At 60.7% G+C, this 25,215-nt stretch carries 25 protein-coding genes; 20 read left to right on the top strand and 5 right to left on the bottom strand.

The window, feature by feature from the left end; all coding sequences use genetic code 11:
* Positions 1–15 precede the first annotated feature (15 nt).
* Together EX00_RS14310 and EX00_RS14305 are read right to left on the bottom strand one after the other, a co-directional pair.
* The gene (locus tag EX00_RS14310) at positions 16–201 is read right to left on the bottom strand and encodes a hypothetical protein (protein ID WP_047458830.1); all 186 of its coding nucleotides are present in this window, start codon (positions 199–201) and stop codon (positions 16–18) included.
* Positions 198–1,643: an APC family permease gene (locus EX00_RS14305; RefSeq protein WP_047458827.1), complete on the bottom strand. Its 1,446-nt coding sequence runs from the start codon at positions 1,641–1,643 to the stop codon at positions 198–200. Before EX00_RS14305 ends, EX00_RS14310 begins: the two co-directional genes overlap by 4 nt.
* A 120-nt stretch (positions 1,644–1,763) precedes the next feature.
* Here EX00_RS14305 and EX00_RS14300 point away from each other — a divergent pair, with 120 nt between their 5' ends.
* The gene (locus tag EX00_RS14300) at positions 1,764–2,819 is read left to right on the top strand and encodes an AraC family transcriptional regulator (protein WP_047458824.1); all 1,056 of its coding nucleotides are present in this window, start codon (positions 1,764–1,766) and stop codon (positions 2,817–2,819) included.
* A 13-nt stretch (positions 2,820–2,832) separates the two neighbouring features.
* Here EX00_RS14300 and EX00_RS14295 read toward each other — a convergent pair whose 3' ends face one another.
* The gene (locus EX00_RS14295; RefSeq protein WP_047458820.1) at positions 2,833–3,483 is read right to left on the bottom strand and encodes a TetR/AcrR family transcriptional regulator; all 651 of its coding nucleotides are present in this window, start codon (positions 3,481–3,483) and stop codon (positions 2,833–2,835) included.
* 124 nt (positions 3,484–3,607) lie between these two features.
* Between EX00_RS14295 and EX00_RS14290 the strand changes: the two genes are divergently transcribed.
* Together EX00_RS14290 and EX00_RS14285 are read left to right on the top strand one after the other, a co-directional pair.
* Positions 3,608–4,897 carry an MFS transporter gene (locus EX00_RS14290; RefSeq protein WP_047458817.1) on the top strand — a complete coding sequence of 430 codons (1,290 nt, stop codon included), beginning with the start codon at positions 3,608–3,610 and terminating at the stop codon, positions 4,895–4,897.
* 73 nt (positions 4,898–4,970) lie between these two features.
* Positions 4,971–7,427, top strand: a complete 2,457-nt coding sequence (locus EX00_RS14285; protein ID WP_047458815.1) for a beta-glucosidase — start codon at positions 4,971–4,973, stop codon at positions 7,425–7,427.
* 135 nt (positions 7,428–7,562) lie between these two features.
* Here EX00_RS14285 and EX00_RS14280 read toward each other — a convergent pair whose 3' ends face one another.
* Complete coding sequence (locus EX00_RS14280; RefSeq protein ID WP_047458814.1) at positions 7,563–7,889, bottom strand: hypothetical protein; 327 nt, start codon at positions 7,887–7,889, stop codon at positions 7,563–7,565.
* A gap of 243 nt (positions 7,890–8,132) precedes the next feature.
* Complete coding sequence (locus EX00_RS14275) at positions 8,133–9,230, bottom strand: branched-chain amino acid aminotransferase (protein ID WP_047458812.1); 1,098 nt, start codon at positions 9,228–9,230, stop codon at positions 8,133–8,135.
* 474 nt (positions 9,231–9,704) lie between these two features.
* Between EX00_RS14275 and queC the strand changes: the two genes are divergently transcribed.
* From queC to EX00_RS14190, 17 genes are all read left to right on the top strand, one after another.
* Complete coding sequence (gene queC / locus EX00_RS14270) at positions 9,705–10,415, top strand: 7-cyano-7-deazaguanine synthase QueC (RefSeq protein WP_047458810.1); 711 nt, start codon at positions 9,705–9,707, stop codon at positions 10,413–10,415.
* Positions 10,415–10,771 carry a 6-carboxytetrahydropterin synthase QueD gene (queD, locus tag EX00_RS14265; protein ID WP_047458806.1) on the top strand — a complete coding sequence of 119 codons (357 nt, stop codon included), beginning with the start codon at positions 10,415–10,417 and terminating at the stop codon, positions 10,769–10,771. Before queC ends, queD begins: the two co-directional genes overlap by 1 nt.
* Positions 10,768–11,505, top strand: coding sequence for a 7-carboxy-7-deazaguanine synthase QueE (queE, locus tag EX00_RS14260; RefSeq protein ID WP_047458803.1), 738 nt, complete (start codon positions 10,768–10,770; stop codon positions 11,503–11,505). The genes queD and queE overlap by 4 nt, the downstream gene beginning before the upstream one ends.
* Positions 11,506–11,678: 173 nt before the next feature.
* Positions 11,679–12,374, top strand: coding sequence for a GntR family transcriptional regulator (locus EX00_RS14255; protein WP_047458799.1), 696 nt, complete (start codon positions 11,679–11,681; stop codon positions 12,372–12,374).
* Positions 12,375–12,737: 363 nt separating this feature from the next.
* Complete coding sequence (locus tag EX00_RS14250; protein ID WP_047458797.1) at positions 12,738–13,340, top strand: amino acid synthesis family protein; 603 nt, start codon at positions 12,738–12,740, stop codon at positions 13,338–13,340.
* Positions 13,341–13,357: 17 nt separating this feature from the next.
* Positions 13,358–14,203, top strand: coding sequence for an alpha/beta fold hydrolase (locus tag EX00_RS14245; protein WP_047460310.1), 846 nt, complete (start codon positions 13,358–13,360; stop codon positions 14,201–14,203).
* Positions 14,200–15,135, top strand: a complete 936-nt coding sequence (locus EX00_RS14240) for a flavin reductase (RefSeq protein WP_047458794.1) — start codon at positions 14,200–14,202, stop codon at positions 15,133–15,135. The genes EX00_RS14245 and EX00_RS14240 overlap by 4 nt, the downstream gene beginning before the upstream one ends.
* The gene (locus tag EX00_RS14235; protein ID WP_047458791.1) at positions 15,132–16,172 is read left to right on the top strand and encodes an LLM class flavin-dependent oxidoreductase; all 1,041 of its coding nucleotides are present in this window, start codon (positions 15,132–15,134) and stop codon (positions 16,170–16,172) included. Before EX00_RS14240 ends, EX00_RS14235 begins: the two co-directional genes overlap by 4 nt.
* A 5-nt stretch (positions 16,173–16,177) precedes the next feature.
* Positions 16,178–17,641: an aldehyde dehydrogenase gene (locus EX00_RS14230; protein WP_047458788.1), complete on the top strand. Its 1,464-nt coding sequence runs from the start codon at positions 16,178–16,180 to the stop codon at positions 17,639–17,641.
* A gap of 5 nt (positions 17,642–17,646) precedes the next feature.
* Positions 17,647–17,979 carry an NIPSNAP family protein gene (locus EX00_RS14225; protein WP_047458786.1) on the top strand — a complete coding sequence of 111 codons (333 nt, stop codon included), beginning with the start codon at positions 17,647–17,649 and terminating at the stop codon, positions 17,977–17,979.
* A 40-nt stretch (positions 17,980–18,019) separates the two neighbouring features.
* Positions 18,020–19,030 carry an ABC transporter substrate-binding protein gene (locus tag EX00_RS14220; protein WP_047458783.1) on the top strand — a complete coding sequence of 337 codons (1,011 nt, stop codon included), beginning with the start codon at positions 18,020–18,022 and terminating at the stop codon, positions 19,028–19,030.
* Positions 19,031–19,144: 114 nt separating this feature from the next.
* Positions 19,145–20,017, top strand: coding sequence for an ABC transporter permease (locus EX00_RS14215; protein WP_047458782.1), 873 nt, complete (start codon positions 19,145–19,147; stop codon positions 20,015–20,017).
* A gap of 1 nt (position 20,018) precedes the next feature.
* On the top strand, positions 20,019–20,819 hold the full coding sequence (locus EX00_RS14210; RefSeq protein ID WP_047458779.1) for an ABC transporter permease: 801 nt from the start codon (positions 20,019–20,021) through the stop codon (positions 20,817–20,819).
* On the top strand, positions 20,816–21,895 hold the full coding sequence (locus EX00_RS14205; protein ID WP_047458776.1) for an ABC transporter ATP-binding protein: 1,080 nt from the start codon (positions 20,816–20,818) through the stop codon (positions 21,893–21,895). Before EX00_RS14210 ends, EX00_RS14205 begins: the two co-directional genes overlap by 4 nt.
* Positions 21,896–22,165: 270 nt before the next feature.
* A complete protein-coding gene (gene sfnG / locus EX00_RS14200; RefSeq protein ID WP_047458774.1) occupies positions 22,166–23,275 on the top strand; it encodes a dimethylsulfone monooxygenase SfnG in 1,110 nt (369 codons plus the stop codon).
* Positions 23,276–23,400: 125 nt separating this feature from the next.
* Positions 23,401–24,318 (top strand): ABC transporter ATP-binding protein, encoded by a 918-nt coding sequence (locus EX00_RS14195; protein WP_047458771.1) that lies wholly within the window; start codon positions 23,401–23,403, stop codon positions 24,316–24,318.
* Positions 24,318–25,214: a branched-chain amino acid ABC transporter permease gene (locus tag EX00_RS14190; protein ID WP_047458768.1), complete on the top strand. Its 897-nt coding sequence runs from the start codon at positions 24,318–24,320 to the stop codon at positions 25,212–25,214. The genes EX00_RS14195 and EX00_RS14190 overlap by 1 nt, the downstream gene beginning before the upstream one ends.
* Position 25,215 lies beyond the last annotated feature (1 nt).

The following is a 25,215-nucleotide window of genomic DNA, read 5'->3' as shown; positions in this document are numbered from 1 at the left end:
CCCAGAGGGCTACGCTCAACGGCCAGCCGTGGCGGCGTGGCAGATATCGGCCGGCATCATCGCGTCTTCGCCGTGAAGGCAGACAATGCCGCAGAGGAGGTGGAAATGAACGGAAGCTGCAAAGAGCATCGCGATCACGATGGTGGCGATGACCGCGAAAAACCCGCGATCATCGAAGGAGGGAAGAAGAGCCTGCATCATTCGAAGACCTTCCCGAGTGAAGCGTAGAGGGTAGGGCGGCTGGATTTCAGCCATACTGCGAAGGCCGCGCCCAACAGGCCGACAAGCGCAATGAAGTAGGGGAAGGATGCGACGATCAGGCTTTCCGAGCCGGAGAGGAGCGACAGGTTGGCGCTGACCAGACACAGTGCACCGAGAAGGCCAAGCAGGCTGATCGCCGGCGCAATCAGGGTCTTCCAGAGGCTGAGACCACTCTTCGCCTTGCGGAAGAAGAGGATGACGGCCACGCAGACAAGCACTTGCACCGCGAGAATGCCGATCGTCCCCAAGGCCGCCATCCAGGAGAAGACCACCGCATAGGGGTCCTGATCGCCGATGACAAAGCCCGCTAGGATGACCGCGGCAATGGCGCTTTGAACGAGGCCGGCAATATAGGGCGACCCATGCTTGGCGTGCACCGTGCCGAGGACTTGGAGCACGATCCCCTCACGACCGAGTGCGAAGAAATAGCGGTTAATCGTATTGTGGAACGACAGCACGCAGGCAAACAGGCTGGTGATCAGCAGGATGTTCATCACCTGCACGGACCAACTGCCCAGCACGGCGCCGGCAGCGTTGAAGAAGAAGGTATCGAGGCCGGCTTGGGCTGCTCCCGAAACCTTTGATGGCCCGTAATATTGCACGATCGCCCAGGTGGAGAATGCGTAGAAGACGGTGATCAGCAACACCGCGACATAGGTCGCGCGCGGGATGGTCTTTTCCGGCGTCTCGGCCTCTTCGGCGAAGATCGCCGTTGCCTCAAAACCGATAAAGGAGCCGATGACGAAGACAAGCGCCACGCCGAGGCCTGGTCCAAGCACCGTGGAGGGTGCAAAGGAGGTCAACCCCATGCCTTCCGGGCCGCCGCCGGAAAAGACGATGCCGATATCGAGCAGCAGCAGGATGGCGATCTCGGCGATCATGCAGACGCCGAGAATATGACCGCTGAAGGCGATGTTTCGCTGCCCGCATAGGGTCACGATGACGATCGCCGCAAAGGAATAGACCCACCATGGCAGCGTCAAGCCGAGCGGCGCGAGAGCGCCGCCGACAAAGACGCCGAACAGCGCGTAGATCGCGATCTGGACGGCGCTATAGGTGACGATCGCCATCATCGCTCCGCCGACGCCGGCCGGTTTGCCGATGCCCTGGGCGATATAAGTGTAGAAGGCGCCCGCACCGCCGACATAGCGGCTCATGGCCGTAAAGCCGACGCTGAAGATCAGGTAGAGCAATCCGGACAGCACGAAGGCGCCGGGGACGCCCGCGCCGTTGCCGAATGCGAAGGCAGCGGGCGACGCACCGACCACCGCCGTCAGCGGTGCTGCCGCCGCGACGACGAAGAAGACGATGTGAAGAAGACCGATCGAATTCTTCTGAAGCCGGCCTGATGGTTGATTGGGCATGCTCGTTTCGACAGACATGAGAACCCCTGCTTTTAGCTTTTATCAGCTCAGGCTAGGGGCTTCGGTCTGGTCCAAGAATTGCAGGATACGCCATAGTTTCGATAAACCGCGCCACGCGGCGCCGTGAAGGTGAATTGAATGGCAGGTGCATCCGATTTCAGCAGGCGCCCTCCCGCGATTGCCGCAATTCGCGCCTCCGTGCTTGTCCCTCTGGTGCAGGAATTGGACAAGAAACACGGCAAAACCGACGTTCTTCTTGCCTGTCACGGGATTTTGCGGTCGCAACTCGACGATCCCTACGCCTTCGTGCCTCTGGCGCGCTATGTGGCCATCTTCGAAGAGGCAGCCGAAATCCTGCGCGAGCCGACGCTCGGCGCCCGGCTCGGCATCTCGTTCAAGCCGGCCGATATCGGTCCGCTGGGCATATTGTTTTCCGCTTCCTCGACCATCCGGTCCGCCTTTCAGCGCATCTCGAAACACGTCGTCGCGCTACAGGGCGTCACGCGTGCCGGCCTGATCGAAGAAGGCGATCATCTGCTCTGGAGTTATAAGCTCGAGGATCCGCAACTGTGGCCGCGCCATCAGGATACGGAATATTCCCTTGCCGCATCCTGCCAGCTCGTGCGCAGTTCCTTCAGCGCATCCTGGCGTCCTGTGGAAATTCACTTCGAACATGCGGCCCCCCGCGACCGGGAGCCGTTGCAAAGGATCTTCCGGGCTCCGCTTCTTTTCTCGCAATCCAGCAACCGGATCGTCATGCTGAAGACGGACGCAGACCGCCATTATCGCAACGAGGATCGCGATCTGACGGCCATCCTCGAGCGTCATATCGGCGATCTCTCTTCCGGTAATAGCGATCAGGACGGCGTGCGGGAAAAGGTGCTGTCGGTCATCGCCATCTATCTCGGCCACAAGCCGATCACCATCGCAGCCGTTGCCGCCGAGCTGAAACTTTCGGTCAGGACCCTGCAGCGACGCCTCGGCGACGAGAATACGTCGGTCCGCGCCCTGGTGCGGGAATATCGCGCCGGGATCGCGCAGCTTTATCTCAGGGCCGGCACATCGGGCTATTCCCGCCTTGCCGACACCTTGGGCTATGCGGACAGCACGGTATTCTGGAGGGCGTTCAAGGGCTGGACCGGCCTGTCGCCATCGATGGTGGCGGCGGAAGACGAGCACATGCGGTCGTCCTGATCGCCAGCGTCAGCTAGACCTGTATCGGCGGCGCAACTTGCAGGTCTAGTATCAGGCGCTCTATGTAGTTGGCGACGGCGTCGACCATGTCGAATGATTTGGGATCGCGCAGCCATAGCATTTGCAGGCCGTCCATCATAGCGATCACCTCAGCGGCGATCGCCGGACAGTCGACGTCTCGCTTCACTTCTCCCCGCAATATGCCATCTTCGAGCTTTGCCGCGATATTCGTCTGTAACTGCCGCGCGCGATTGCTGAACCAGTCCTTTGCCGGATGATTCTGCGTCAGGCTTTCGGCATTGAGGATTGCGAAGGCACGGACGACTTCAGGAATGCTGGTGTTGTATTTTGCAATCTGGATCAGCCCCAGCAGAAAGGCGCGCCAATTCGCCTGATCGATGTCGATTGCGGTCGAACTCTCGAGATCCCGCTTGTCGAGGATGGCCAACAGCAGGTCGACCTTGGTCGGAAAATGATGCAGCAGGCCGGGAAGGGACAGGCCGACATCCTTGGCGACATCCGCAATGGCGGCGCTCTGGTAGCCTTCTCTGGAGAAGCGATGCATGGCGGCAGCGAGGATTGCCTCACGCCGCGAAGCGCCTTTGGTGGAGATTCGCCGCCGCTTGCCTTCGCTTTGAGTTTCCGCGCCCGGTCCAACGATCATTCTCTTCCCCCAATTTCACTTGGTTCTAGCGCGATTTGCATGCCCAGGCCAACCTGTCAGTGCACATCCCTTGACTCTTTAAAAAGACCGAGTACTCAGTAGGTTTAAGAGTGGAGGATATCTCATGACCATCGTACATGCCAGCCTCGGCAATGCGGATGCCCATCAACCGGGCGCTCCGACCAGGGCTGTCAGCATTCCGTTTATCGTCGGCTTTGCACTCGCCAATCTCGGCTTCTTCATTGCCGTGATGACGCCGATTGCCGTCACCCTTGCCATTCGCGTGAGTGTGATCGATCCGGTCGGCAAGGGCGGCAGCCTCGGCGCAATTCTCGGCAGCGGTGCATTGTTCGCGCTGTTTGCTAATCCGATATTCGGGCAGCTTTCCGACCGAACGCGCTCCCGCTTTGGCCGCCGCAGGCCGTGGCTCATCGGCGGCGTCATCGTCGGCAGTCTCGCCCAGCTTGTGATCGCCTATTCATCGAGCCTCCTGATGATCGGCATTGCCTGGTGCGCCGTGCAGGTGGCCTATAACGCGATGCTTGCGGCTCTGGTCGCCGTGGTGCCCGATCAAGTGCCGGAACAGCAGCGGGGCATGATCTCCGCGCTTGCGGGCATGTCGGTCTATGTCGCCTTGCTCATCGGCAGCGCCGTGGTATCGCTGACGGGAACGGGCAGCAACGCGATGTTCCTGGTGCCGACGGCAATCGGCCTCGTCACGATTATCGGCTTCGCCCTGCTGCTTGACGATCGCCCTACCGACAATGAGCCTGCGCCTGCGGGCAACCTATTGGGTGAATTGGCGGCGAGCTTCTGGGTCAATCCGGTCAAGTATCGTGATTTCGGCTATGCTTGGCTCAGTCGCTTTCTGGTGTTCTTCGGCTTTGCGGTGCTGACCTCCTATCAGGTCTATTATCTCACCGACCAGCTCGGCGTCGCCGAGGCCGGTATCGGCCAGACCATGTTCTTCTCGATCCTGATCACCACCTGCTGCGTCGTCGCCTCCTCGATCATCTCCGGTTACCTTTCCGACCGGACAGGCCGCCGCAAACCCTTCGTCTTCGCCGCTGCTGCCACCTATGCGCTCGGTATCGCCGTGATTATGATGGCGCCCGACCTCAATATGTTTTTCGTCGGCGTCGCTATCTCCTCGGTCGGCTTTGGTGTCTATTATGCCGTCGACCAGGCGCTCGTCGTCGACATCCTGCCGGACCGTGAGACGAATGCGGCAAAGAACCTGGGCGTGCTCAACATCGCCAATGCGGTTCCGCAATCGATCGCTCCGGCCATTGCGCCGATCGTGCTCGCCATTGGCTCCGGATCGGGACAGAATTACACGTTGCTCTATGCCTTGGCGGCGGTCAGTGCCTTCTTCGGTGCACTGGCGATCGTGCCGGTTCGCGGCGCGCGTTGACAAGATCAATTTCTCGGGCGGCAACGCCTGCCTGATGGTCCCGATCGGACCGTTTAACATGGGAGGATCCCCTATGATCGACGATATTCTCGACAAGATGACACTGGAGGAGCAGGTGTCGCTGCTCTCGGGCGCGGATTTTTGGACGACCGTAGCCATCGAGCGGCTGGGCGTGCCGAAGATCAAGGTCACTGACGGACCGAACGGTGCCCGTGGCGGTGGGTCGCTGGTCGGCGGCGTCCAATCCGCCTGCTTCCCGGTTGCGATCGCGCTCGGGGCGACCTGGAACCCGGCGCTCATCGAGCGCGCTGGCGTAGCGCTGGGCGGACAGGCCAAGAGCAAGGGCGCATCGGTGCTTCTGGCCCCGACCGTCAACATTCACCGCTCTGGCCTCAACGGCCGCAACTTCGAATGCTATTCGGAGGATCCGACGCTGACGGCCGCCTGCGCCGTCGCCTATATCAATGGCGTGCAGAGCCAGGGCGTCGCGGCCACGATCAAGCATTTCGTTGCCAACGAGTCCGAGATCGAGCGGCAGACGATGTCCTCCGATGTCGACGAGCGGACGCTGCGCGAAATCTATCTGCCGCCCTTCGAGGAAGCGGTGAAGAAGGCCGGTGTAAAAGCTGTCATGTCTTCCTACAACAGACTGAACGGCACCTATACGAGCGAAAACCCTTGGCTGCTGACGAAAGTCCTTCGCGAGGAATGGGGCTTCGACGGCATCGTCATGTCCGACTGGTTCGGTTCGCACTCGACGGCCGAGACCATCAACGCCGGGCTCGATTTGGAAATGCCCGGGCCTGCGAGGGATCGCGGCGAAAAGCTGGTCGCGGCTGTCAGGGAAGGCAAGGTAAAGGCGGAGACGGTGCGTGCGTCCGCACGCCGCATCCTCCTCCTTCTCGAGCGCGTCGGCGCCTTTGAGAAGGCGCCTGATCTCACCGAACACGCGCTTGACCTGCCGGAGGATCGCGCGCTCATCCGCCAGCTCGGCACGGAGGGCGCCGTGCTTCTGAAGAATGACGGCGTACTGCCGCTTGCCAAGTCGTCCTTCGACCAGATCGCCGTCATTGGCCCCAATGCCGCGTCCGCGCGCGTGATGGGCGGGGGAAGCGCACGGATTGCCGCGCATTATACGGTAAGCCCGCTTGAGGGCATTCGCACCGCCCTGTCCAACGCCAACAGCCTCCGCCATGCGGCTGGCTGCAACAACAACCGGTTGATCGACGCTTTCAGCGGCGAGATGACGGTGGAATATTTCAAGGGGCGCGGTTTCGAGAGCCGTCCGGTCCATGTCGAGACCGTCGAAAAGGGCGAATTCTTCTGGTTCGATCTTCCGTCCGGCGATCTTGACATCGCTGATTTCTCGGCCCGCATGACGGCGACGTTCGTGCCACACGAGACTGGCGAACATGTTTTCGGCATGACCAACGCCGGGCTTGCCCGCTTGTATGTAGACGGTGAACTGGTGGTCGACGGTTATGACGGCTGGACGAAGGGCGAGAACTTCTTTGGCACCGCAAACAGCGAGCAGCGTCGGGTGGCGACACTTGAGGCCGGACGCCGCTATAGGGTCGTGGTGGAGTATGAGGCACCAAAGGCAAGTCTGGACGGCATCAACATATGCGCGCTCCGTTTCGGCGTCGAAAAGCCGCTTGGCGATGCCGGTATCGCGGAGGCGGTCGAGACCGCCCGCAAGTCCGATATCGTGCTGCTCCTCGTCGGCCGCGAGGGCGAGTGGGATACCGAAGGTCTGGATCTGCCCGACATGCGCCTGCCGGGTCGCCAGGAAGAACTGATTGAGAAGGTCAGCGAAGCCAATCCCAACGTGGTCGTGGTATTGCAGACGGGTGGCCCCATCGAAATGCCATGGCTTGGCAGGGTGCGTGCGGTGCTGCAGATATGGTATCCCGGTCAGGAGCTTGGCAACGCGCTCGCGGATGTTCTCTTTGGTGACGTCGAACCTGCTGGCCGCTTGCCGCAGACCTTCCCGAAGGCGCTCACTGATAATTCCGCCATCACCGGCGATCCGTCGATCTATCCCGGCCGAGACGGCCATGTACGCTACGCAGAAGGGATTTTCGTCGGCTATCGCCATCATGATACCAGAGAGATCGAACCGCTCTTCCCCTTCGGCTTCGGTCTCGGCTACACCCGCTTTGCGTGGGCTGCCCCGCAACTATCGGGAACGGAGATGGGTCCGGATGGTCTCACAGTGACGATCGATGTCACCAATATCGGCGACAGGACGGGGTCGGACGTGGTGCAGCTTTATGTTCGCTCTCCCAACGCCAGGGTCGAGCGGCCGTTCAAGGAACTGCGTGCCTTTGCAAAGCTCAAGCTGGATCCGCGCTCGACCGGTACGGCGGTGCTGAAGGTCACGCCCCGCGACCTGGCATACTTCGATGTCGAGGTAGGGCGCTTCCGGGCGGACGCCGGAGAATACGAGCTGATCGTTGCCGCCAGCGCCACCGATATCCGGGCAAGCGTAAGTATTGACTTGCCGGTCGATCATGTGATGGAACCATAAAGCCGGTATGTCATAGGGATCGCGTCGTCTGCCAGTTCGCGGGCGATGTGATCCCGTGCGGCGACGGGTCGCGTAGTCGCCTAGCAACTCAACTCCTTTCCGCGCGGATTGCTTCGGCACGACTGCATCGACGCTTTAAGGACAATGTTGCAGTAACTGGGTGCGATCTCCGATCGTGACGCGTAGCTTGTCGCCTTCCTTGGCAACCGTGATCTGTTCGGGCCGCTCGACGCCATCCAAAGTGCATTGCATGTCCGTGCTGAAGACGTTTAGACGCCTCTTCCAGCCAAGGATCTTGCATTCAAGGTCCACGATTCTGAGCCGGTCGTGGTCATGAAAAATGAGCGTCTCTCCCGACAAATGGGCGCATGAACGTGCCCATATCCCCGCAAACAGCTCATCGGCAGCCGCTACCGTTGGCAGGCACAATCCAGCCAGCGCGACAACAGGCCATGCGAGCATGTTGTAAATTATCTTTTTCCGTGGAGGCTGTGACATCGAGCAACCCTCTACAATTCGGTTCCTGACGGGCATCCGTCACGAATGAGAATCCAGGATGCCGATACGTTAATGCACATCTTCTATGCGAGCCAGGCTCAGGGCATAGCAGCACCAAAACGCCGACAGGCGGCTGACTGATTGGCCCGCCGCCTGTCAAATTCCAAAAAGGTTAGTGCCGCTGCTGACGATAGCGTCAAGCCGGTGCTAGAACAGCCGCTCCAGCCAGCCGTGCTTGTCGGGCGCACGTCCGTTTTGAATGTCGAGCAGCGCCGTCTTCAGGCGCGTCGTCACGGGTCCCGCACCGCCATCACCGATGGTGAAGTTGTGCTTGCGGCCCTTGAGCTTGCCGATCGGTGTCACCACTGCAGCGGTGCCGCAGGCGAAGGCTTCGCGTAGCCGGCCGCTGGCGGCATCCGCCTGCCATTGGTCGATCGCATAGGGCTCCTCGCGCACGGTAAGCCCGAGCTCTCGCGCCAGTATGATCAGGGAATCACGGGTGATGCCCGGCAGGATCGTGCCGGTCAGCGGCGGCGTCTGAAGCGAGCCGTCATCGAAGACGAAGAAGACGTTCATGCCGCCGAGCTCTTCGACGAAACGACGTTCCACCGCATCGAGGAAGACGACCTGGTCGCAGCCTTCGCGGGTCGCTTCCGCCTGCGCGGAAAGGCTTGCGGCATAGTTGCCGCCGCATTTGGCCTCGCCGGTACCGCCGGGGGCGGCGCGCGTATAATTCTCGGACAGCCAGATCGTCACGGCCGATGCTCCGCCCTTGAAGTAGGCGCCGACGGAGGAGGCGATGACACAGTAAAGATAGTCGGCCGAAGGCTTGACGCCGAGCAGGCTTTCGGTGGCGATCATGAACGGGCGCAGATAGAGCGCAGCGCCGTCGGTCGCCGGTATCCAGTCCCGGTCGATCTTGACCAGTTCGCGCACGGACTCACGGAAGAGCTCTTCCGGCAGCGGCGCCATCGCCAGCCGCGTTGCGGAATTGCGGAAACGCCGCGCATTGGCATCGGGACGGAAGAGCGTGGCGCCGCCATCGGGCAGACGATAGGCTTTCATGCCCTCGAAGATTTCCTGAGCATAGTGGAGCACGAGGGTGGCCGGGTCGAGATTGAAAGCCTTGCGCGCTTCGATCTTCCCGTCATACCAGCCGCGTCCCTCCGAATAGCGGATGGTCGCCATGTGATCGGTGAAGACACGACCGAAACCGGGGTTCTGGAGCAGCGCTTCGCGCTCGCTGGCCGGAACGGGGTTCGAATTTCTCTCAAATACCAGGGTCTGCGGGCCGCTGTCACTCATCGTCTATTCCTGTCTATTCCTCATTCGTGGCGGGTCGATTCCCCGCTCGCTCCTGCAGGCTGGTTTAGCCTAAATCGAGTGGCATTTGTTTGCTTTTATATTTGCTCAGATGAAAGTTTTGGCGTTCTTCATCCCATTTTTCGATATTTCTAGTATTTTCTGCTCGTGCGAGTGTCGATTGGGCTGCCCGCCAACGAACAGGGCATAACTGATCGTCGAAATCCGTGGGCGCTTCAATAAGTCTGTCGATGCCGACCAGGTGCGGTCAGCAAACGCTGAACTATGGTCTCCCAAACCGTCGGACAGTCGCGAAGGACCGGGCACGGGCCTCACTGGGCAACAGCACACCTTCTTCCGGAATTGCCGATCTGCTTGCCTCGCGGGGATTCTGCTGGTAGTGAGCGCACCCGCAGCCTTTGAAAAGCTCAGGTATCCGGTCGCAGCCCACCCGGTCAAAACAAGGGATCATAGATTATGAAGACTATCGTTGTCTGCTCCGGCGGACTGGACTCCGTTTCGCTCGCCCATAAGGTTGCCGCGGAACATCAGCTTATCGGCCTCGTCTCGTTCGACTACGGCCAACGGCACCGCAAGGAGCTGGATTTCGCCGCCGCCTGCGCCAAGCGTCTCGGCGTGCCGCATGAGATCATCGACATTACCACCATCGGCAAGCACCTGACCGGATCGGCGCTCACCGACGATGTCGATGTGCCGGATGGGCACTATGCCGAGGAAACGATGAAGGCGACCGTCGTTCCCAACCGCAATGCGATCATGCTGGCGATCGCTTTTGGTCTGGCTGCGGCGCAGAAGGCCGATGCAGTTGCCGTCGCCGTTCATGGCGGCGACCATTTCATCTACCCGGATTGCCGGCCCGGCTTCATCGACGCCTTTCAGCAGATGCAGAACCAGGCGCTGGACGGCTATGCCAGCGTTTCGCTCTATGCGCCCTTCGTCATGACGTCCAAGGCCGACATCGTGACGGATGGCGTCCGCCACAAGACGCCCTTCGCCGAGACATGGTCCTGCTACAAGGGCGGCGTGCGCCATTGCGGCCGTTGCGGCACCTGCGTCGAACGGCGCGAAGCCTTTTATCTTGCCGGTGTTCAGGACCCGACGGATTACGAGGATCCGGATTTCTGGGTAACGGCGACGGCTGGCTTTTCTGCCCAAGAGGTGAAGTGATGTTCCGCATCACCAAGGAATTCCACTTCTCCGCCTCGCATCAGCTCACGCATCTCGCCGACGATCATCAATGCGCCCGGATGCATGGGCACAATTATATCGTCGAGGTCGAGCTATCGGCCGCCGAGCTCGATGCCAATGGTTTCGTGCGCGACTATCACGAGCTTGGCCCCCTGAAGCGCTATATCGACGACAATTTCGACCACCGTCATCTCAACGACGTGCTCGGACATGGCTGCGTGACGTCGGAATGTCTTGCCAAGCATTTCTACGACTGGTGCAAGGCGATGCTGCCCGAGACATCCGCGGTGCGCGTCAGCGAAACGCCGAAGACATGGGCGGAATATCGGCCATGAGCGAGGCACGCGAGGCCCGGATCCGCATCAGCGAGATATTCGGGCCGACGATCCAGGGCGAGGGGATACTGATCGGCCTGCCGACCGTGTTCGTGCGCACCGGTGGCTGCGACTACCGCTGTTCCTGGTGCGATACGCTGCACGCCGTCGATAGCGATTATCGCGATCAATGGCAGCCGATGTCGGTCGATGAGATCTGGCAAGACGTAACCCGGCTTTCCGGCGGTAAGCCGCTGACGGTCTCGCTGTCCGGCGGCAATCCGGCGATTCAGCCCCTCGGTTCGCTGATCGCGCGCGGACATGATGAGGGCTACGGCTTCGCGCTGGAAACACAGGGGAGCGTCGCCAAGGACTGGTTCGCCGATCTCGATACTCTCGTACTGAGCCCGAAGCCGCCGTCGAGCGGTATGGTGACGGATTGGGCCGCATTCGACGACTGTCTGCGCTTGGCGGCGGACAAGCCGCAGATCGCGCTGAAGATCGTCGTTTTCGACGACCGCGACTATGCCTATGCGCGCGATGCCGCCAGCCGCTACCCGCATCTGCCGGTTTATCTCCAGCCGGGAAACCATACGCCGCCGCCGCCCGATGCGGACGATGCGAGGATCGACATCGACGGGATCATGGATAGGATGCTTTGGCTCGTGGACAAGGTGACTGCCGACCGATGGTTCGAGGCGCGTGTTCTACCGCAGTTGCACGTCCTGCTCTGGGGCAACAAACGCGGCGTCTAGCGTCGATGTCCCGCTTGCAGGCCTCTGATCGCGTCGGCGAGGGCCATAGTTGCATTGGCGGCATCTCACGGTTAAGTATCTTGGTACGCCATAATACGGCTCACGAGCAGCGGTTTCATGATGATGGCCAATGATCGTGACAAAGGTGATGTCTTCGAGACCGGGGTGCAGGGATGAATGATGATTTGCGGGGCGCGGCAATTCGGGTGGAGCGTCCAGCGAAAACCTTGCGCGAGCTGGCGCTCGACAAGGTGCGCGAAGCGATCGTAAACGGATATTTTCTCCCCGGCCACCGTCTGGTCGAGCGCGATCTCTGTGCTCAACTCGGCGTCAGCCGCACGATCGTGCGCGAAGTCCTGCGTCATCTCGAGTCGGAAGGCCTAGTTGCCAATTTGCCGAACAAGGGGCCGATCGTCGCTCTGCTTGACCTTGGCGAGGCGAAGCAGATCTATGAGATCCGGGGTGCGCTCGAAGGCATGGCCGCGCGCCTTTGCGCCGAACAGGGCAATCCGGCAATTGCTGATGCCCTGGACAAATCGCTGCAGGACATCCGCAAAAGCTATCAAGACAAGGATATGCCGGGCGTGCTCGCACATACCTCGTCTTTCTACCAGACGCTGTTCAGCATGGTCGACCGTCATGTTGCCTGGGGGATCGTCAATCTCCTGACCGTCCGCATCAATCATCTGCGTTCGATGACGATCAAGACGGAGAACCGTGGCGTCCAGGGTCCGGCGCAAATGGCCCGGATCGTCGATGCCATCCGCCGCGGCGATGGGCCTGGGGCCTATCAGGCGGCAATGGATCATGTCGCCAGCGCCAGCGCCATTGCCGAGGCGGTTCTGTCCGGGCAGCAATCGATCGACTGATCGGTCGCGGGCTATTCCCGCAAGACACTTCCTTGAATACGAAAAGTGGGTCGGCTTCACGAGCCGGCTTTTGTCGCGCGAATTGCGCCTGAAAACGCGCAGCCAGCTTGACACCGCACTTTGTTCAATGTGACGGTATGCCATAATCAAGAATACCAAAATGGAACGTCAATGAACTGTGATGTCTTTATGGGCCGCGCCCTCGCTTGAGCGCGGGCGACCAAGGCCGTTTAGGTGTCAACTCATTGCTATTGTTGTCTTTATCGGAAGGCTGTCGCGGATTTTTCGCGATCCGCAGAAACCAGCTTGACAGTTTTGTATGATGGCATACCATCATACAAAATCTTAAAAGCGAGACGATTGATGACCCTTCAAGTCCGAAAGACCCTGCTGCAGATCGAAACGACGCTGATTGAGGGCGGGAAGGCGGCGGCCGTTCCGCTCAAGCTGTTTTCCGCATTGGCGGTCGTCAAAAATCCCTGGGCAGGGCGCGGTTTTGTCGAGGATCTGAAGCCCGAGATCCATGCGGTCGCCCCGGTTCTCGGCGAACTGCTGACCAAGATGATCATCGAGGCGGTTGGCTCCGGTGAAGCGGTCGAAGCCTATGGCAAGGCGGCGGTCGTCGGTGTCGACGGCGAGATCGAGCATGCCTCGGCGCTGATCCATACGCTCCGCTTCGGCAATCATTATCGCCAGGCGGTCGGCGCCAAGTCATACCTCGCCTTCAGCAATACGCGCGGCCCGGCCAGTGCGCCGATCATGATCCCGCTGATGGACAAGAACGACGAGGGCCGTCGCTCGCATTACCTGACGATCCAGACGTCCATTCCCGATGCTCCGGCCGCCGACGAAATCGTCGTGGCTCTCGGCGCCTCGGTCGGAGGCCGGCCGCATCACCGCATTGGCGACCGCTATCAGGACCTGAGGGATTTGGGGCAGGACGTCGCCAATCCCGCTGGCGTTTGATGGGTTCGGGCGCTGGGATGTCGACAGTGGAAACCATAGTGCAACACGGTGCCGACAAAGCTACGGCAAGAGGTCTGCCCCGTAGCAGGACGGCAAGTGGCACGGCCTATCATGAGGTCGGCAGGGGCGAGCCGCTCGTCCTCATCCATGGCGTCGGCATGCGTCTTGAAGCCTGGGCGCCGCAAATATCGGCCTTTGGGCGGACGCATCGCGTCATCGCCGTCGATATGCCTGGCCACGGCGAAAGCAGCAAACTGCCGGCCGCCAGTCCCCTCGAGGCGTTTGTAGACTGGTTCGGCAGCTTTCTGGATGAAATGGCGCTCGATAGCGCAAATGTCGCGGGGCATTCGATGGGCGCGCTGGTGGCCGGCGGAAGTGCTGCCACATTCGGCCGTCGGATAAAGCGCGTTGCCTATCTGAACGGCGTCTATCGTCGCGATCCCGACGCGAAGGCGGCGGTTCTGGCGCGTGCGGCGGCAATCCCGCTTTCGGGCGTCGACAAGGAGGGGCCGCTCTTGAGGTGGTTCGGCGATGACAGGCAAAGTGCGGTCGCGCGCGACTTGACACGTAACTGGCTGAGCCTTGTCAATCCGCAAGGCTACGCGACGGCCTATGCCGCCTTTGCCGGCGGCGACGAAACCTATGCGGATCGCTGGCTGGACGTGCATGTGCCGGCACTGTTCCTGACCGGGTCTGATGATCCCAACTCGACGCCGCAAATGGCCGAGCAGATGGCTTCCATTACGCCGAAAGGCTGGGCCAGGATCGTCGATGGTCATCGTCATATGGTGAATTTGACGGCGCCGGAGATCGTCAACGGGTTGCTCGCCGAGTGGCTCGCATGCGGGGAGGATGCAGGATGACGACAGAGCAGTTGGATCCCAGGGCGCTGCGCGATGCCTTCGGTGCTTTTCCGACAGGGGTCACGGTCGTGACGACGCGCGATCAGGCCGGAGTGCCGATCGGCTTTACGGCGAACTCGTTTACCTCGGTGTCGCTCGATCCGCCGCTTCTGCTGGTTTGCCTGGCAAAGACATCGCGCAATTTCACGGCCATGACGAGCGCCACTTCCTTTGCGATCAATGTGCTGTCGGAGACGCAAAAGCATATATCCAACACCTTCGCACGGCCAGTCGAGGATAGGTTCGCGACCGTGGAATGGGCGTCGGGTGCTGCCGGCTGTCCGATATTGGCCGATGTCGCGGCCTGGTTCGAATGCAGCCTCGAGCAGGTCATCGAAGCCGGTGATCATGTCATCCTGATGGGGCGGATTGCCTCTTTCGAAAACAGCGGCCGCAACGGATTGGGCTATGCCCGCGGCGGTTACTTCACGCCGATCCTCGCCAGCAAGGCCGTTTCAGCGGCGGCGGAGGGCGATATCGATCTCGGGGCCGTTCTGGAGCGCCATGGTGAGGTTCTTCTCCTCGGCGATGATGTTCTTTCGCTGCCGGGCTGTGACGGCAAGGACGGCAGCCCGGCTGACATTCTGCGGGATTATTTGGAAGAGCTCACCGGTCTCTCAGTGACGATCGGCTTCCTCTACTCGGTCTATGAGGGCAAGAGCGACGGAAAACAGCACATCGTCTATCGTGCCTTCGCCTCGGAAGGCGAACCGCGCAATGGCCGGTTCCTGAAGCCCGATACATTGACCAAGGCTCGTTTCAAGACGAGTTCGACAGCCGATATCGTCGCGCGTTTCGCGGTCGAGAGCCAGATCGGCAATTTCGGCGTTTATTTCGGCGACGAGACCGTCGGCACGGTCCGCCCCGTTCCAGCAAAGGCGGCACGCGCATGAAATTCTCTCTCTTTGTCCACATGGAACGTCTCGACGCCAGCCAAAGCCACAAGAGCCTCTATGAGGAGTTCATCGCGCTGTGCGAGATTGCCGACAAGGGCGGTATGCATGCGATTTGGACGGGCGAGCACCACGGCATGGATTTTACCATCGCGCCTAATCCCTTCGTGACCATCGCCGATCTGGCGCGCCGGACATCGCGGGCAAGGCTCGGGACGGGGACGGTGATCGCGCCATTTTGGCATCCGATCAAGCTCGCAGGCGAAGCGGCCATGGCCGATATCATCTGCGATGGCAGGCTCGACATCGGCATTGCGCGCGGAGCCTATTCCTTCGAATACGAACGCCTACTGCCGGGGCTCGATGCCTGGGGCGCCGGCCAGCGGATGCGCGAGCTCATCCCGGCGGTCAAGGGTATCTGGAAGGGCGACTACGTCCATGATGGCGAGTTCTTCAAGTTTCCCTCGACCACATCGGCACCGAAGCCGCTGCAGGAGCCGAACCCGCCGATCTGGGTGGCCGCGCGCGATCCGAATTCGCATGAGTTCGCCGTCGCCAATGGCTGCAATGTCCAGGTGACGCCGCTCTGGCAGGGTGATGACGAGGTCGAAGGGCTGATGGGCCGCTTCAACGATGCCTGCGCCAAGCATCCGCAGATCGAGCGTCCGAAAATCATGCTGCTGCGCCACACCTATGTCGGCTCAACAGAAGCAGACATCGCGCAGGCCGCGCATGAGCTGAGCGTCTACTACAATTACTTCTTCGCCTGGTTCAAAAACGAGAAGCCGGTCAAGCAGGGCCTGATCGAGCGGATACCCGAGGAGGAGATCAACGCAAACGCGATGCTGTCCGACGCGGTCATGCGCAGCAACAACGTCGTCGGCAATGCCGAGACCGTCATAGCCCGCCTCAAGGCTTATGAAGCCCTGGGGTATGACGAATATTCCTTCTGGATCGATACGGGCATGTCCTTCGAGCGAAAGAAAGCCTCGCTCGAGCGCTTCATCGCCGAGGTCATGCCGGCATTTGCGGAGTAAAGCCCATGCAGCGTTTCCAGTCTTACATCGACGGCGAATTTGTCGACGGCGAGGCTCGCTTCCAGAGCATCGATCCGGCGACGGGCAAGATCTGGGCGGAGATGCCGGAAGCGCGCGAGAGCGACGTCGATCGTGCGGTCAGCGCCGCTGAAACGGCGCTCTATGATGGCCCCTGGTCGAAGTTGACGGCCACGCAACGCGGCAAACTGCTTTATAAGCTTGCGGATCTGGTTGCGGCCAATGCGCAAAAGCTTGCCGAGCTGGAGACCCGCGACACCGGCAAGATCATCCGCGAGACATCGGCGCAGATCGCCTATGTCGCCGACTATTATCGCTATTATGCCGGCCTTGCTGACAAGATCGAAGGGGCTTATCTGCCGATCGACAAGCAGGACATGGATGTCTGGCTGCGGCGCGAGCCAATCGGCGTCGTCGCCATGGTCGTGCCCTGGAACAGCCAGTTGTTTCTCTCGGCCGTCAAGATCGGTCCGGCACTGGCGGCCGGCTGCGCGATGGTGGTCAAGGCGTCCGAGGATGGGCCGGCGCCGCTTCTGGAATTCGCCCGTCTCGTTCACGAAGCAGGCTTTCCGGCCGGCGTCGTCAACATCATCACCGGCTTTGGTCCCTCCTGCGGTTCCGCTCTCAGCCGGCATCCGAAGGTTGCGCATATCGCTTTCACCGGCGGGCCGGAAACGGCGCGTCATGTCGTGCGCAATTCCGCGGAAAATCTTGCCTCCACCTCGCTCGAACTCGGCGGTAAGTCACCCTTCATCGTCTTTGCCGATGCCGATCTCGAAAGTGCGGCTAACGCGCAGGTTGCTGGCATCTTCGCCGCCACCGGCCAGAGCTGTGTCGCCGGCTCGCGGCTGATTGTCGAGCGGAGCGTCAAGGACAAGTTTTTAGCCATGCTGAAGGCAAAGGCCGAGGCGATCCGTGTCGGTATCCCCTCGGACATGGCAACCGAAGTCGGTCCGCTAGCAACGAAGCGCCAGCAGGATCACGTCGCGGCCCTCGTCGACAGGTCCGTTGAAAGCGGCGCCCGTCTTGTCACGGGCGGCCGGCGGCCGGACGGCGACGGCTTCTACTTCCCGCCGACAATTCTTGACTGCGACGGCGTTGCCTCGCCGTCGCTCGCCGAAGAGTTTTTCGGCCCTGTCCTATCCGTCGTTTCATTCGAAACCGAAGCTGAAGCGCTGAGGCTCGCCAACGACACCGGTTATGGCCTTGCATCTGGCGTCTTCACCCAGAACCTCACGCGCGCTCACCGTCTGATGAAGGGGCTGCGCGCCGGTATCGTCTGGGTCAACACCTATCGCGCGGTGTCGCCGATCGCGCCTTTCGGCGGCTTTGGTTTGTCCGGCCATGGTCGCGAAGGCGGCCTGGCGGCCGCCCTCGACTATACCCGCACGAAGACGATCTGGCTGAGGACCTCGGATGATCCGATCCCCGATCCGTTCGTGATGAGGTGACGCCGATGTTTTACGAAATCCGGACCTATCGGCTGAAGAACGGCACGATCCCGCAATATCTGAAGGTGGTCGAGGAGGAGGGGATCGCCATCCAGAAAGCCCATCTCGGCAATCTGGTCGGCTATTTCTTTTCCGAGATCGGGACCATCAACGAGATCGTTCATATCTGGGCCTTTACGAGCCTCGATGATCGCGAGGCGCGGCGGCAGAGACTGGCTGCCGATCCGCAATGGCAGGCCTTCCTGCCTAGAATTCGCGACCTGATCGAAGTGGCCGAGAACAAGATTATGAAGCCGGCGAGCTTCTCTCCTCAAGGGGGAAGCCTGCCCGCCGCATAAGGCATGCCTGTAAGACATCAAAAAATAAGGACAAGGGAACATGAAAGCAAGAATTGCACTCGCGGCCTTTGCCGCAATAATGGCAGTGTCCGGGGCCGCCAAGGCCGAGACGCTCGTCTTCACGAGCTGGGGAGGAACGACACAGGACGCGCAGAAAGCCGCCTGGGTGAACCCGTTCACCGACAAGACTGGTATTGCCGTTGCGCAGGATGGTCCGACCGACTACGGCAAGCTGAAAGCCATGGTTGAGGCAGGTCAGGTGAATTGGGACGTTGTCGACGTCGAGGGTGATTATGCGGCGCAGGCGGGCAAGACCGGGCTGCTGGAAAAGCTCGATTTCTCCGTCATCGACAAGTCCAAGCTCGATCCGCGTTTCGTCACGGACTATTCGGTCGGCAGCTTCTATTATTCCTTCGTTATCGGCTGCAATGCGGATGCCGTCAGCGCCTGCCCGAAGACATGGGCTGATCTGTTCGACACGGCGAAATTTCCCGGCAAGCGCACCTTCTATAAATGGTCGGCGCCGGGTGTGATCGAGGCGGCTCTGCTTGCCGACGGTGTTCCCGCGGACAAGCTCTATCCGCTCGATCTCGACCGGGCGTTCAAGAAGCTGGATACGATCAAGTCGGACATCGTCTGGTGGTCGAGCGGTGCGCAGTCGCAGCAGCTTCTCGCATCCGCCGAAGCTCCGTTCGGGAGCCTCTGGAACGGCCGCATGACCGCGCTTGCCGCCAGCGGCGTCAAGACGGACACGTCCTGGAGCCAGAACATCACGGCCGCCGATTCCCTCGTCGTGCCCAAAGGCGCGCCGAACCTGGAAGCAGCGATGAAGTTCATCGCTCTGGCGGCCTCCGCCCAGCCACAGGCCGATCTGGCAAAGGCGACCGGCTATGCACCCATCAACATCGAGTCGGCAAAGCTGATGGATCCGGCAACGGCCAAGACCCTGCCGGACCAGCAGACCGCCAGCCAGGTCAATGCTGACATGTCATATTGGGCCGAGAACCGTGATGCCATTGGCAAGCGGTGGTATGCCTGGCAGGCCCAATAGGCCGAAGGACATCCGAAGGAGCGCCGCGGGCATCTTGCCCGCGGAGCAGAAGAGCGGGTCCGGCGCCTGCAGGGGCCGGCCGTTCATCTGCGCCTAAGGCGGGAAAGGAATGCCATGTCGACATATATTGACGTCGCCAGCGAGACAGCGCCTGCGTCGAGGGCGACCCGGCCCAATGGCTTCGGCGGGGTCATGCCGGCGCTGATCTTCGTTGCAATCTTCTTTGTCGTTCCGGTCATCGCCCTTCTGCTGCGCAGCGTGATGGAGCCGGCTCCGGGCTTCGGCAACTATGCCGAACTGCTGGGCTCGGCGACCTATCTCAAAATATTCGCCAATACCTTCATCGTCTCCGGCCTCGTCACCGTGATTTCGCTGCTGGTCGGCTTTCCCGTCGCCTGGACGCTGGCGATCATACCATCAAGGCTGGCCTCGTTGATTTTCGCTGTCTTGCTTCTGTCAATGTGGACCAACCTGCTTGCCCGGACCTATGCCTGGATGGTGCTGCTGCAGCGCACCGGGCTGATCAACAAGATGCTGATGGCAACGGGGCTGGTCGACAAGCCGCTGGCGCTTGTCAACAACCTGACCGGTGTGACGATCGGCATGACCTATATCATGCTGCCCTTCATCATCCTGCCGCTCTACGGCGTCATCCGCAAGATCGATCCGGCCATCCTGCAGGCGGCAGCACTTTGCGGCGCCAGCCGCTGGCAATGCCTGACCCGCGTTCTCTTGCCCTTGGCCGCGCCGGGCATGGTGGCGGGGGCGCTGATGGTCTTCGTCATGTCGCTTGGCTACTACGTCACCCCGTCTCTTCTCGGCGGTACGGCGAACATGATGCTGGCGGAACTGATCGCCCAGTTCGTGCAATCCCTCGTCAACTGGGGCATGGGAGGGGCCGCGGCCCTTGTTCTCCTCGTCGTTACGCTTTCGCTCTATGCGGTGCAGTTGCGGCTGTTCGGTACCCAGAACACGGGAGGACGCTGACATGCTGCTCAATTTCGACCGTCTCGGCTGGTGGAAATATCTCCTCCTGGCGATAACGCTTCTGACGGCGGCCTTTCTGCTGCTGCCGATCCTCTTCATTGCAGCACTGTCCTTCGGGTCGTCGCAATGGTTGATCTTTCCGCCTCCGGGCTGGACGCTGAAATGGTATGGCGAGCTTTTCTCCGATCCCCAATGGCTGGCATCGGCCTGGACGAGCTTCAAGATCGCGTCGATCGTCACGGTTCTGTCCGTGTTGCTCGGGCTTGTGACTTCCTTCGGGCTGGTGCGCGGCACTTTCCTGTTTCGCAATACGCTGAAAGCGCTTTTCCTGACGCCGATGATCCTGCCCGTCGTGGTTCTCGCGGTGGCGCTCTATGCCTTTTTTCTAAGAATTGGCCTCGGCGGAACTCTGGTGGGGTTTGTCATCTCGCATCTGGTTTTGGCGCTGCCCTTTTCCATCCTCTCCATTTCCAATGCGCTCGAAGGCTTCGATAAATCCATCGAGGATGCGGCGGTGCTGTGCGGTGCTTCACCGCTTGAGGCGAAGATCAGGGTAACCCTGCCGGCGATCAGCCACGGATTGTTCTCGGCCGCGGTCTTCTCGTTCCTCACCTCCTGGGATGAGGTGGTGGTGGCGATCTTCATGGCGAGCCCGACGCTGCAGACGCTGCCTGTGAAGGTATGGGCGACGCTGCGGCAAGATCTGACACCGGTGGTGGCGGCTGCCTCGTCCCTTCTCATCCTTTTGACGATCACGTTGATGGCGCTTGTCGCGATCGCACGCAAGGTACTGAAATCATGAGCGAACCATTCCTGAAAATCAGAGGCATCCGCAAGGAGTACGGTCCTGTCGTTGCCGTGCACGATGTCAATCTCGAGGTTCGGCGCGGCGAGTTCCTGACCTTTCTCGGTCCGTCCGGCTCGGGCAAGAGCACGACGCTCTATATATTGGCGGGCTTCGAAAATCCGACCAGGGGTGACATCACCCTCGATGGGCAGACCCTGCTGTCGACGCCGTCGCACAAGCGCAATATCGGCATGGTCTTCCAGCGCTACACCCTGTTTCCGCATCTGACTGTCGGCGAGAATATTGCCTTTCCCCTGAAGGTGCGGCGCAAGTCCAAGGCCGAGGTCGATGCCAAGGTGAAGGAGATGCTGCGGCTCGTCAGGCTCGAAGGCTTCGAGGATCGCAAGCCTTCGCAGATGTCGGGCGGCCAGCAGCAGCGCGTCGCGCTCGCCAGGGCATTGTCCTACGATCCGCCGGTGCTTCTGATGGACGAGCCGCTTTCGGCGCTCGACAAGAAGCTGCGCGAGGAAATCCAGCACGAGATACGGCGCATCCACCAGCAGACGGAGGTGACGATCCTCTATGTGACCCATGACCAGGAAGAGGCATTGCGGCTTTCCGATCGCATCGCCGTTTTCTCCAAGGGTATCATCGACCAGATCGGCACCGGGCCGGAACTCTACGCCAATCCGCGCACCCGCTTCGTCGCCGAGTTCATCGGCGACAGCGACTTCATCTCCTGCGATCTCCTGTCATCCAACAATGGTCAGGCGACGATCTCGCTCGGCGGCAAGACGGTGTTTGAACGGATCCCCGTCCATGGCAAAGCGACGTCAGCGGGCAAGGCGGCCTTGATGCTGCGGCCGGAACGCATCCGGCTGGGGCGCGGCAACGGCGCGAGCGACGGTTTTAGCGCGACGGTCAGCGACATCACTTTCCTTGGCAACAATGTCCATGTGGCAACGCAAACGGCGGCCGGCGAAGCGCTGTCCGTGCGATTGCCGTTCGGCCACGAAGCAATCTCGGGTCTCAGTCGTGGCGACCGCGTGCATCTCGAGTTCGATCCGGATGCCGCACATGTGTTTTGCTGATGGTCGCGATTGAGGCGCGGCGGGGTTTTTCTGCTTCCGCCGAAGATCAGGTAGAGGATAGCTTTTCTGCGTCGTCAGAAAGACAAGAAACGTCGCTTTAGCTGATCATTATAAGCATGCATCTCCCCTCAGAGAGTAAATTCTTCCGCTGAAACCGCCTTCAATGCGTTCGATCGATCTTCCCTACGCCCAACATTGGTATGTCTTTGCCTTTCAAAATACCACTAAATCTATAGGGTATTGGAATAATGTGGAGAGCAGGAGACAGAAATGACATTGTCCAACACCGTGAACGAAGCGGTCAAATTCGCTTATTGGGTGCCGAATGTTTCGGGCGGCCTGGTGATTTCGAATATCGAGCAGCGCACGAGCTGGACGATCGAGTACAACAGGAAACTCGCGCAGATCGCCGAAGCCAGCGGCTTCGAATATGCCCTGAGCCAGATCCGCTTTACCGCCGGCTACGGTGCGGAATTCCAGCATGAATCCGTTGCCTTCAGCCATGCGCTTCTGGAATCGACGACCACACTCAAAGTCATCGCGGCGCTCCTTCCCGGACCGTGGAACCCGGCCCTTGCGGCCAAGCAGATCGCGACCATCAATCACCTGACCAACGGGCGCGTTGCCGTCAATATCGTCAGCGGCTGGTTCCGCGGCGAGTTCGCGGCAATCGGCGAGCACTGGCTCGACCACGACGAACGCTATCGCCGGTCGGAAGAATTCATCCGGGCGCTTCGCGGCATCTGGACCGAGGAGAGCTTCACCTTCCGCGGCGACTTCTATCGCTTCAACGAATATTCGCTAAAGCCGAAGCCGATCGATCCGCAGCCGGAAATCTTCCAGGGCGGTTCTTCGCGGGCGGCCCGCGACATGGCGGCGCGCGTATCCGACTGGTACTTCACCAACGGCAATACGCCGGCCGAAATCCGCAAGCAGGTTGACGACCTCAAGTCGAAGGCCAGGGAAAACGGTCATTCCGTTCGCGTCGGCGTTAATGCCTTCGCCATCGTCCGGGAGACGGAAGAGGAAGCCAAGGCTGTTCTTGCCGAAATCATCGAGAAAGCCAATCCGGATGCGGTGAAGGCCTTCGGGCATGAGGTGAAGAATGCCGGCAAGGCGTCGCCGGAAGGCGAGGGCAATTGGGCAAAATCCTCCTTCGAGGATCTCGTTCAGTACAATGACGGTTTCCGTTCGAACCTCATCGGCACGCCGCAACAGGTCGCGGAACGGGTCGTCGACCTGAAGCGCGCTGGAGCGGATCTGATCCTGCTCGGCTTCCTGCACTTCCAGGAAGAGGTCGAATATTTCGGCAAGCATGTGATCCCGTTGGTTCGCGAACTCGAAGAGACCGCTAGCGCGCAGGCCGTCGCGGCCGAATAAGGCCGGTTAGACCCTCATATCTCGCAAGAGACCGATCACTAGAGCGTGGACCGGAAGCGGTCCACGCAACGGGGAAAGTGCGCGCCGCATTCGCGCCGACCCGGACGCTGTATGGAGGACAGCAAATGCCCGCTGCAAGTTATTCCTTCGACGCACTGGCAACCGGTGCGTTACTACAGGATGCTGTAGAACAGATTGGCCGCAGCTCTTTATCGCCCGTGGACGAAAAGAGCGTGCCGGATGCGTCCGAGGATGTGAATGGTCTCGCATTGCACGGGATCAGCCTGTCGTTTGGCGGCGTTGCGGCTCTCGTTGACGTCGATCTGTCGGTCAAGCCCGGTGAAATTCGCGCGATCATTGGGCCGAACGGGGCCGGCAAGAGCTCGCTGATCAACGTCATCAGCGGCGTCTATCGTTCGGACCGCGGTCATGCGCGCATTGGGCCTACCTCGTATCGGCATGTGCCGACCGAAAGACTGGCATCCCTCGGCGTGAGCCGAACCTTCCAGAACCTTGCCTTGTTCAAAGGCTTGAGCGTCATCGACAATGTTGTCGCCGGTCTGGCGCATCGGGTGCGCTCGACCTTTGCCGAACAGGTTCTCGGTCTTCCCCGCGCGCGATGGGAAGAGGCGGATACGCGTGAGCGTGCAATCCGCATCCTAGAGTTCCTCCATCTCGACCATGTCGGCGACCGGTTGGCGGGGACGCTACCCTATGGCTTGCAAAAGCGAGTCGAGCTTGCCCGCGCCCTCGTGGCCGAGCCGAAGATATTGCTTCTAGACGAACCCATGGCGGGCATGACGGCGACAGAGAAGAACGACATGGCGGACTTCATCCGCGCTGCCCGCGATCAATACGAAACGACGGTGATCCTCATCGAGCACGATATCGGCGTGGTTATGCAGCTTTCCGACCGGATCGCGGTCCTGGATTACGGCCGCAAGATCGCTGACGGGACGCCGGACGAGATCCGTGCCGACCAGCGCGTCATCGATGCCTATCTCGGGGTAGCGCCTGAAAACGAAGACGGGGAGGGCATCTGATGGCGGATTTCGATTGGGCGTTTCTGATCGAGGTGCTGGTTGGCGGCCTGCTGTCCGGCGTCATGTATTCGCTGGTCGCGATCGGCTTCGTGCTGATCTACAAGACGTCGGGCGTACTCAATTTTGCCCAGGGGTCGATGCTGCTGTTTGCGGCGCTGACCTTCGTCAGCCTCGTTGAACGCGGTGTGCCCTTCGCATTGGCCTTCGTCATCACCTTCGCGGTGATGGTGCTGATCGGCATCGCCATCGAACGCACAGTACTGCGCCCGCTGACCAACAAACCGCCAATCACGCTGTTCATGGCGACGCTCGGGCTCTCCTACATCATCGAGGGTGCCGCCCAATTGATCTGGGGCACGCAAGTCCACGGACTTGATCTCGGAATCGAGGATCTTCCTCTCGATTTTGGCGGTGTGCTTGTCAGCCAGTTCGATATTTTCGCGGCTGCCGTTGCCGCCGGAATGGTGGCGCTGCTGTCGATCTTCTTCCGCTATACGCGGATCGGCCTGGCATTCAGGGCCGTGGCGGATGATCAGTTCGCGGCCCTTGCCGTCGGGCTGAAACTACCCTTGATTTGGGCGACCGTCTGGGCGGCGGCCGGGATAGTGGCGCTCGTCGCGGGCCTGCTGTGGGGCGCCCGGCTCGGCGTGCAGTTCTCGCTGTCGCTGGTGGTGCTGAAGGCGCTTCCCGTTCTCGTGCTCGGCGGCTTCGATTCCATTCTGGGCGCGATCGTCGGCGGACTGCTGATCGGGGCGACCGAGAAGCTCGCGGAAGTCTATATCGGCGAATATTTCGGCGGCGGCATCGAAAGCTGGTTTGCCTATGTCGTGGCGCTCGCCTTCCTGCTCATCCGCCCCTCCGGTCTTTTCGGACAAAAGCTCGTGGAAAGGGTCTGAC

The organism is Martinezella rhizogenes, assembly GCF_000799715.1.
Lineage (GTDB): Bacteria > Pseudomonadota > Alphaproteobacteria > Rhizobiales > Rhizobiaceae > Rhizobium > Rhizobium rhizogenes_C.
Note: the sequence above shows the minus strand (reverse complement) of the source record. Positions and strands in the feature narration are given on the sequence as shown.

Coding starts and splice junctions, on each gene's coding strand:
- EX00_RS14310 (WP_047458830.1), bottom strand. CDS start 201: ATGATGCAGGCTCTTCTTCCCTCCTTCGATGATCGCGGGTTTTTCGCG.
- EX00_RS14305 (WP_047458827.1), bottom strand. CDS start 1,643: ATGTCTGTCGAAACGAGCATGCCCAATCAACCATCAGGCCGGCTTCAG.
- EX00_RS14300 (WP_047458824.1), top strand. CDS start 1,764: ATGGCAGGTGCATCCGATTTCAGCAGGCGCCCTCCCGCGATTGCCGCA.
- EX00_RS14295 (WP_047458820.1), bottom strand. CDS start 3,483: ATGATCGTTGGACCGGGCGCGGAAACTCAAAGCGAAGGCAAGCGGCGG.
- EX00_RS14290 (WP_047458817.1), top strand. CDS start 3,608: ATGACCATCGTACATGCCAGCCTCGGCAATGCGGATGCCCATCAACCG.
- EX00_RS14285 (WP_047458815.1), top strand. CDS start 4,971: ATGATCGACGATATTCTCGACAAGATGACACTGGAGGAGCAGGTGTCG.
- EX00_RS14280 (WP_047458814.1), bottom strand. CDS start 7,889: ATGCTCGCATGGCCTGTTGTCGCGCTGGCTGGATTGTGCCTGCCAACG.
- EX00_RS14275 (WP_047458812.1), bottom strand. CDS start 9,230: ATGAGTGACAGCGGCCCGCAGACCCTGGTATTTGAGAGAAATTCGAAC.
- queC (WP_047458810.1), top strand. CDS start 9,705: ATGAAGACTATCGTTGTCTGCTCCGGCGGACTGGACTCCGTTTCGCTC.
- queD (WP_047458806.1), top strand. CDS start 10,415: ATGTTCCGCATCACCAAGGAATTCCACTTCTCCGCCTCGCATCAGCTC.
- queE (WP_047458803.1), top strand. CDS start 10,768: ATGAGCGAGGCACGCGAGGCCCGGATCCGCATCAGCGAGATATTCGGG.
- EX00_RS14255 (WP_047458799.1), top strand. CDS start 11,679: ATGAATGATGATTTGCGGGGCGCGGCAATTCGGGTGGAGCGTCCAGCG.
- EX00_RS14250 (WP_047458797.1), top strand. CDS start 12,738: ATGACCCTTCAAGTCCGAAAGACCCTGCTGCAGATCGAAACGACGCTG.
- EX00_RS14245 (WP_047460310.1), top strand. CDS start 13,358: ATGTCGACAGTGGAAACCATAGTGCAACACGGTGCCGACAAAGCTACG.
- EX00_RS14240 (WP_047458794.1), top strand. CDS start 14,200: ATGACGACAGAGCAGTTGGATCCCAGGGCGCTGCGCGATGCCTTCGGT.
- EX00_RS14235 (WP_047458791.1), top strand. CDS start 15,132: ATGAAATTCTCTCTCTTTGTCCACATGGAACGTCTCGACGCCAGCCAA.
- EX00_RS14230 (WP_047458788.1), top strand. CDS start 16,178: ATGCAGCGTTTCCAGTCTTACATCGACGGCGAATTTGTCGACGGCGAG.
- EX00_RS14225 (WP_047458786.1), top strand. CDS start 17,647: ATGTTTTACGAAATCCGGACCTATCGGCTGAAGAACGGCACGATCCCG.
- EX00_RS14220 (WP_047458783.1), top strand. CDS start 18,020: ATGAAAGCAAGAATTGCACTCGCGGCCTTTGCCGCAATAATGGCAGTG.
- EX00_RS14215 (WP_047458782.1), top strand. CDS start 19,145: ATGTCGACATATATTGACGTCGCCAGCGAGACAGCGCCTGCGTCGAGG.
- EX00_RS14210 (WP_047458779.1), top strand. CDS start 20,019: ATGCTGCTCAATTTCGACCGTCTCGGCTGGTGGAAATATCTCCTCCTG.
- EX00_RS14205 (WP_047458776.1), top strand. CDS start 20,816: ATGAGCGAACCATTCCTGAAAATCAGAGGCATCCGCAAGGAGTACGGT.
- sfnG (WP_047458774.1), top strand. CDS start 22,166: ATGACATTGTCCAACACCGTGAACGAAGCGGTCAAATTCGCTTATTGG.
- EX00_RS14195 (WP_047458771.1), top strand. CDS start 23,401: ATGCCCGCTGCAAGTTATTCCTTCGACGCACTGGCAACCGGTGCGTTA.
- EX00_RS14190 (WP_047458768.1), top strand. CDS start 24,318: ATGGCGGATTTCGATTGGGCGTTTCTGATCGAGGTGCTGGTTGGCGGC.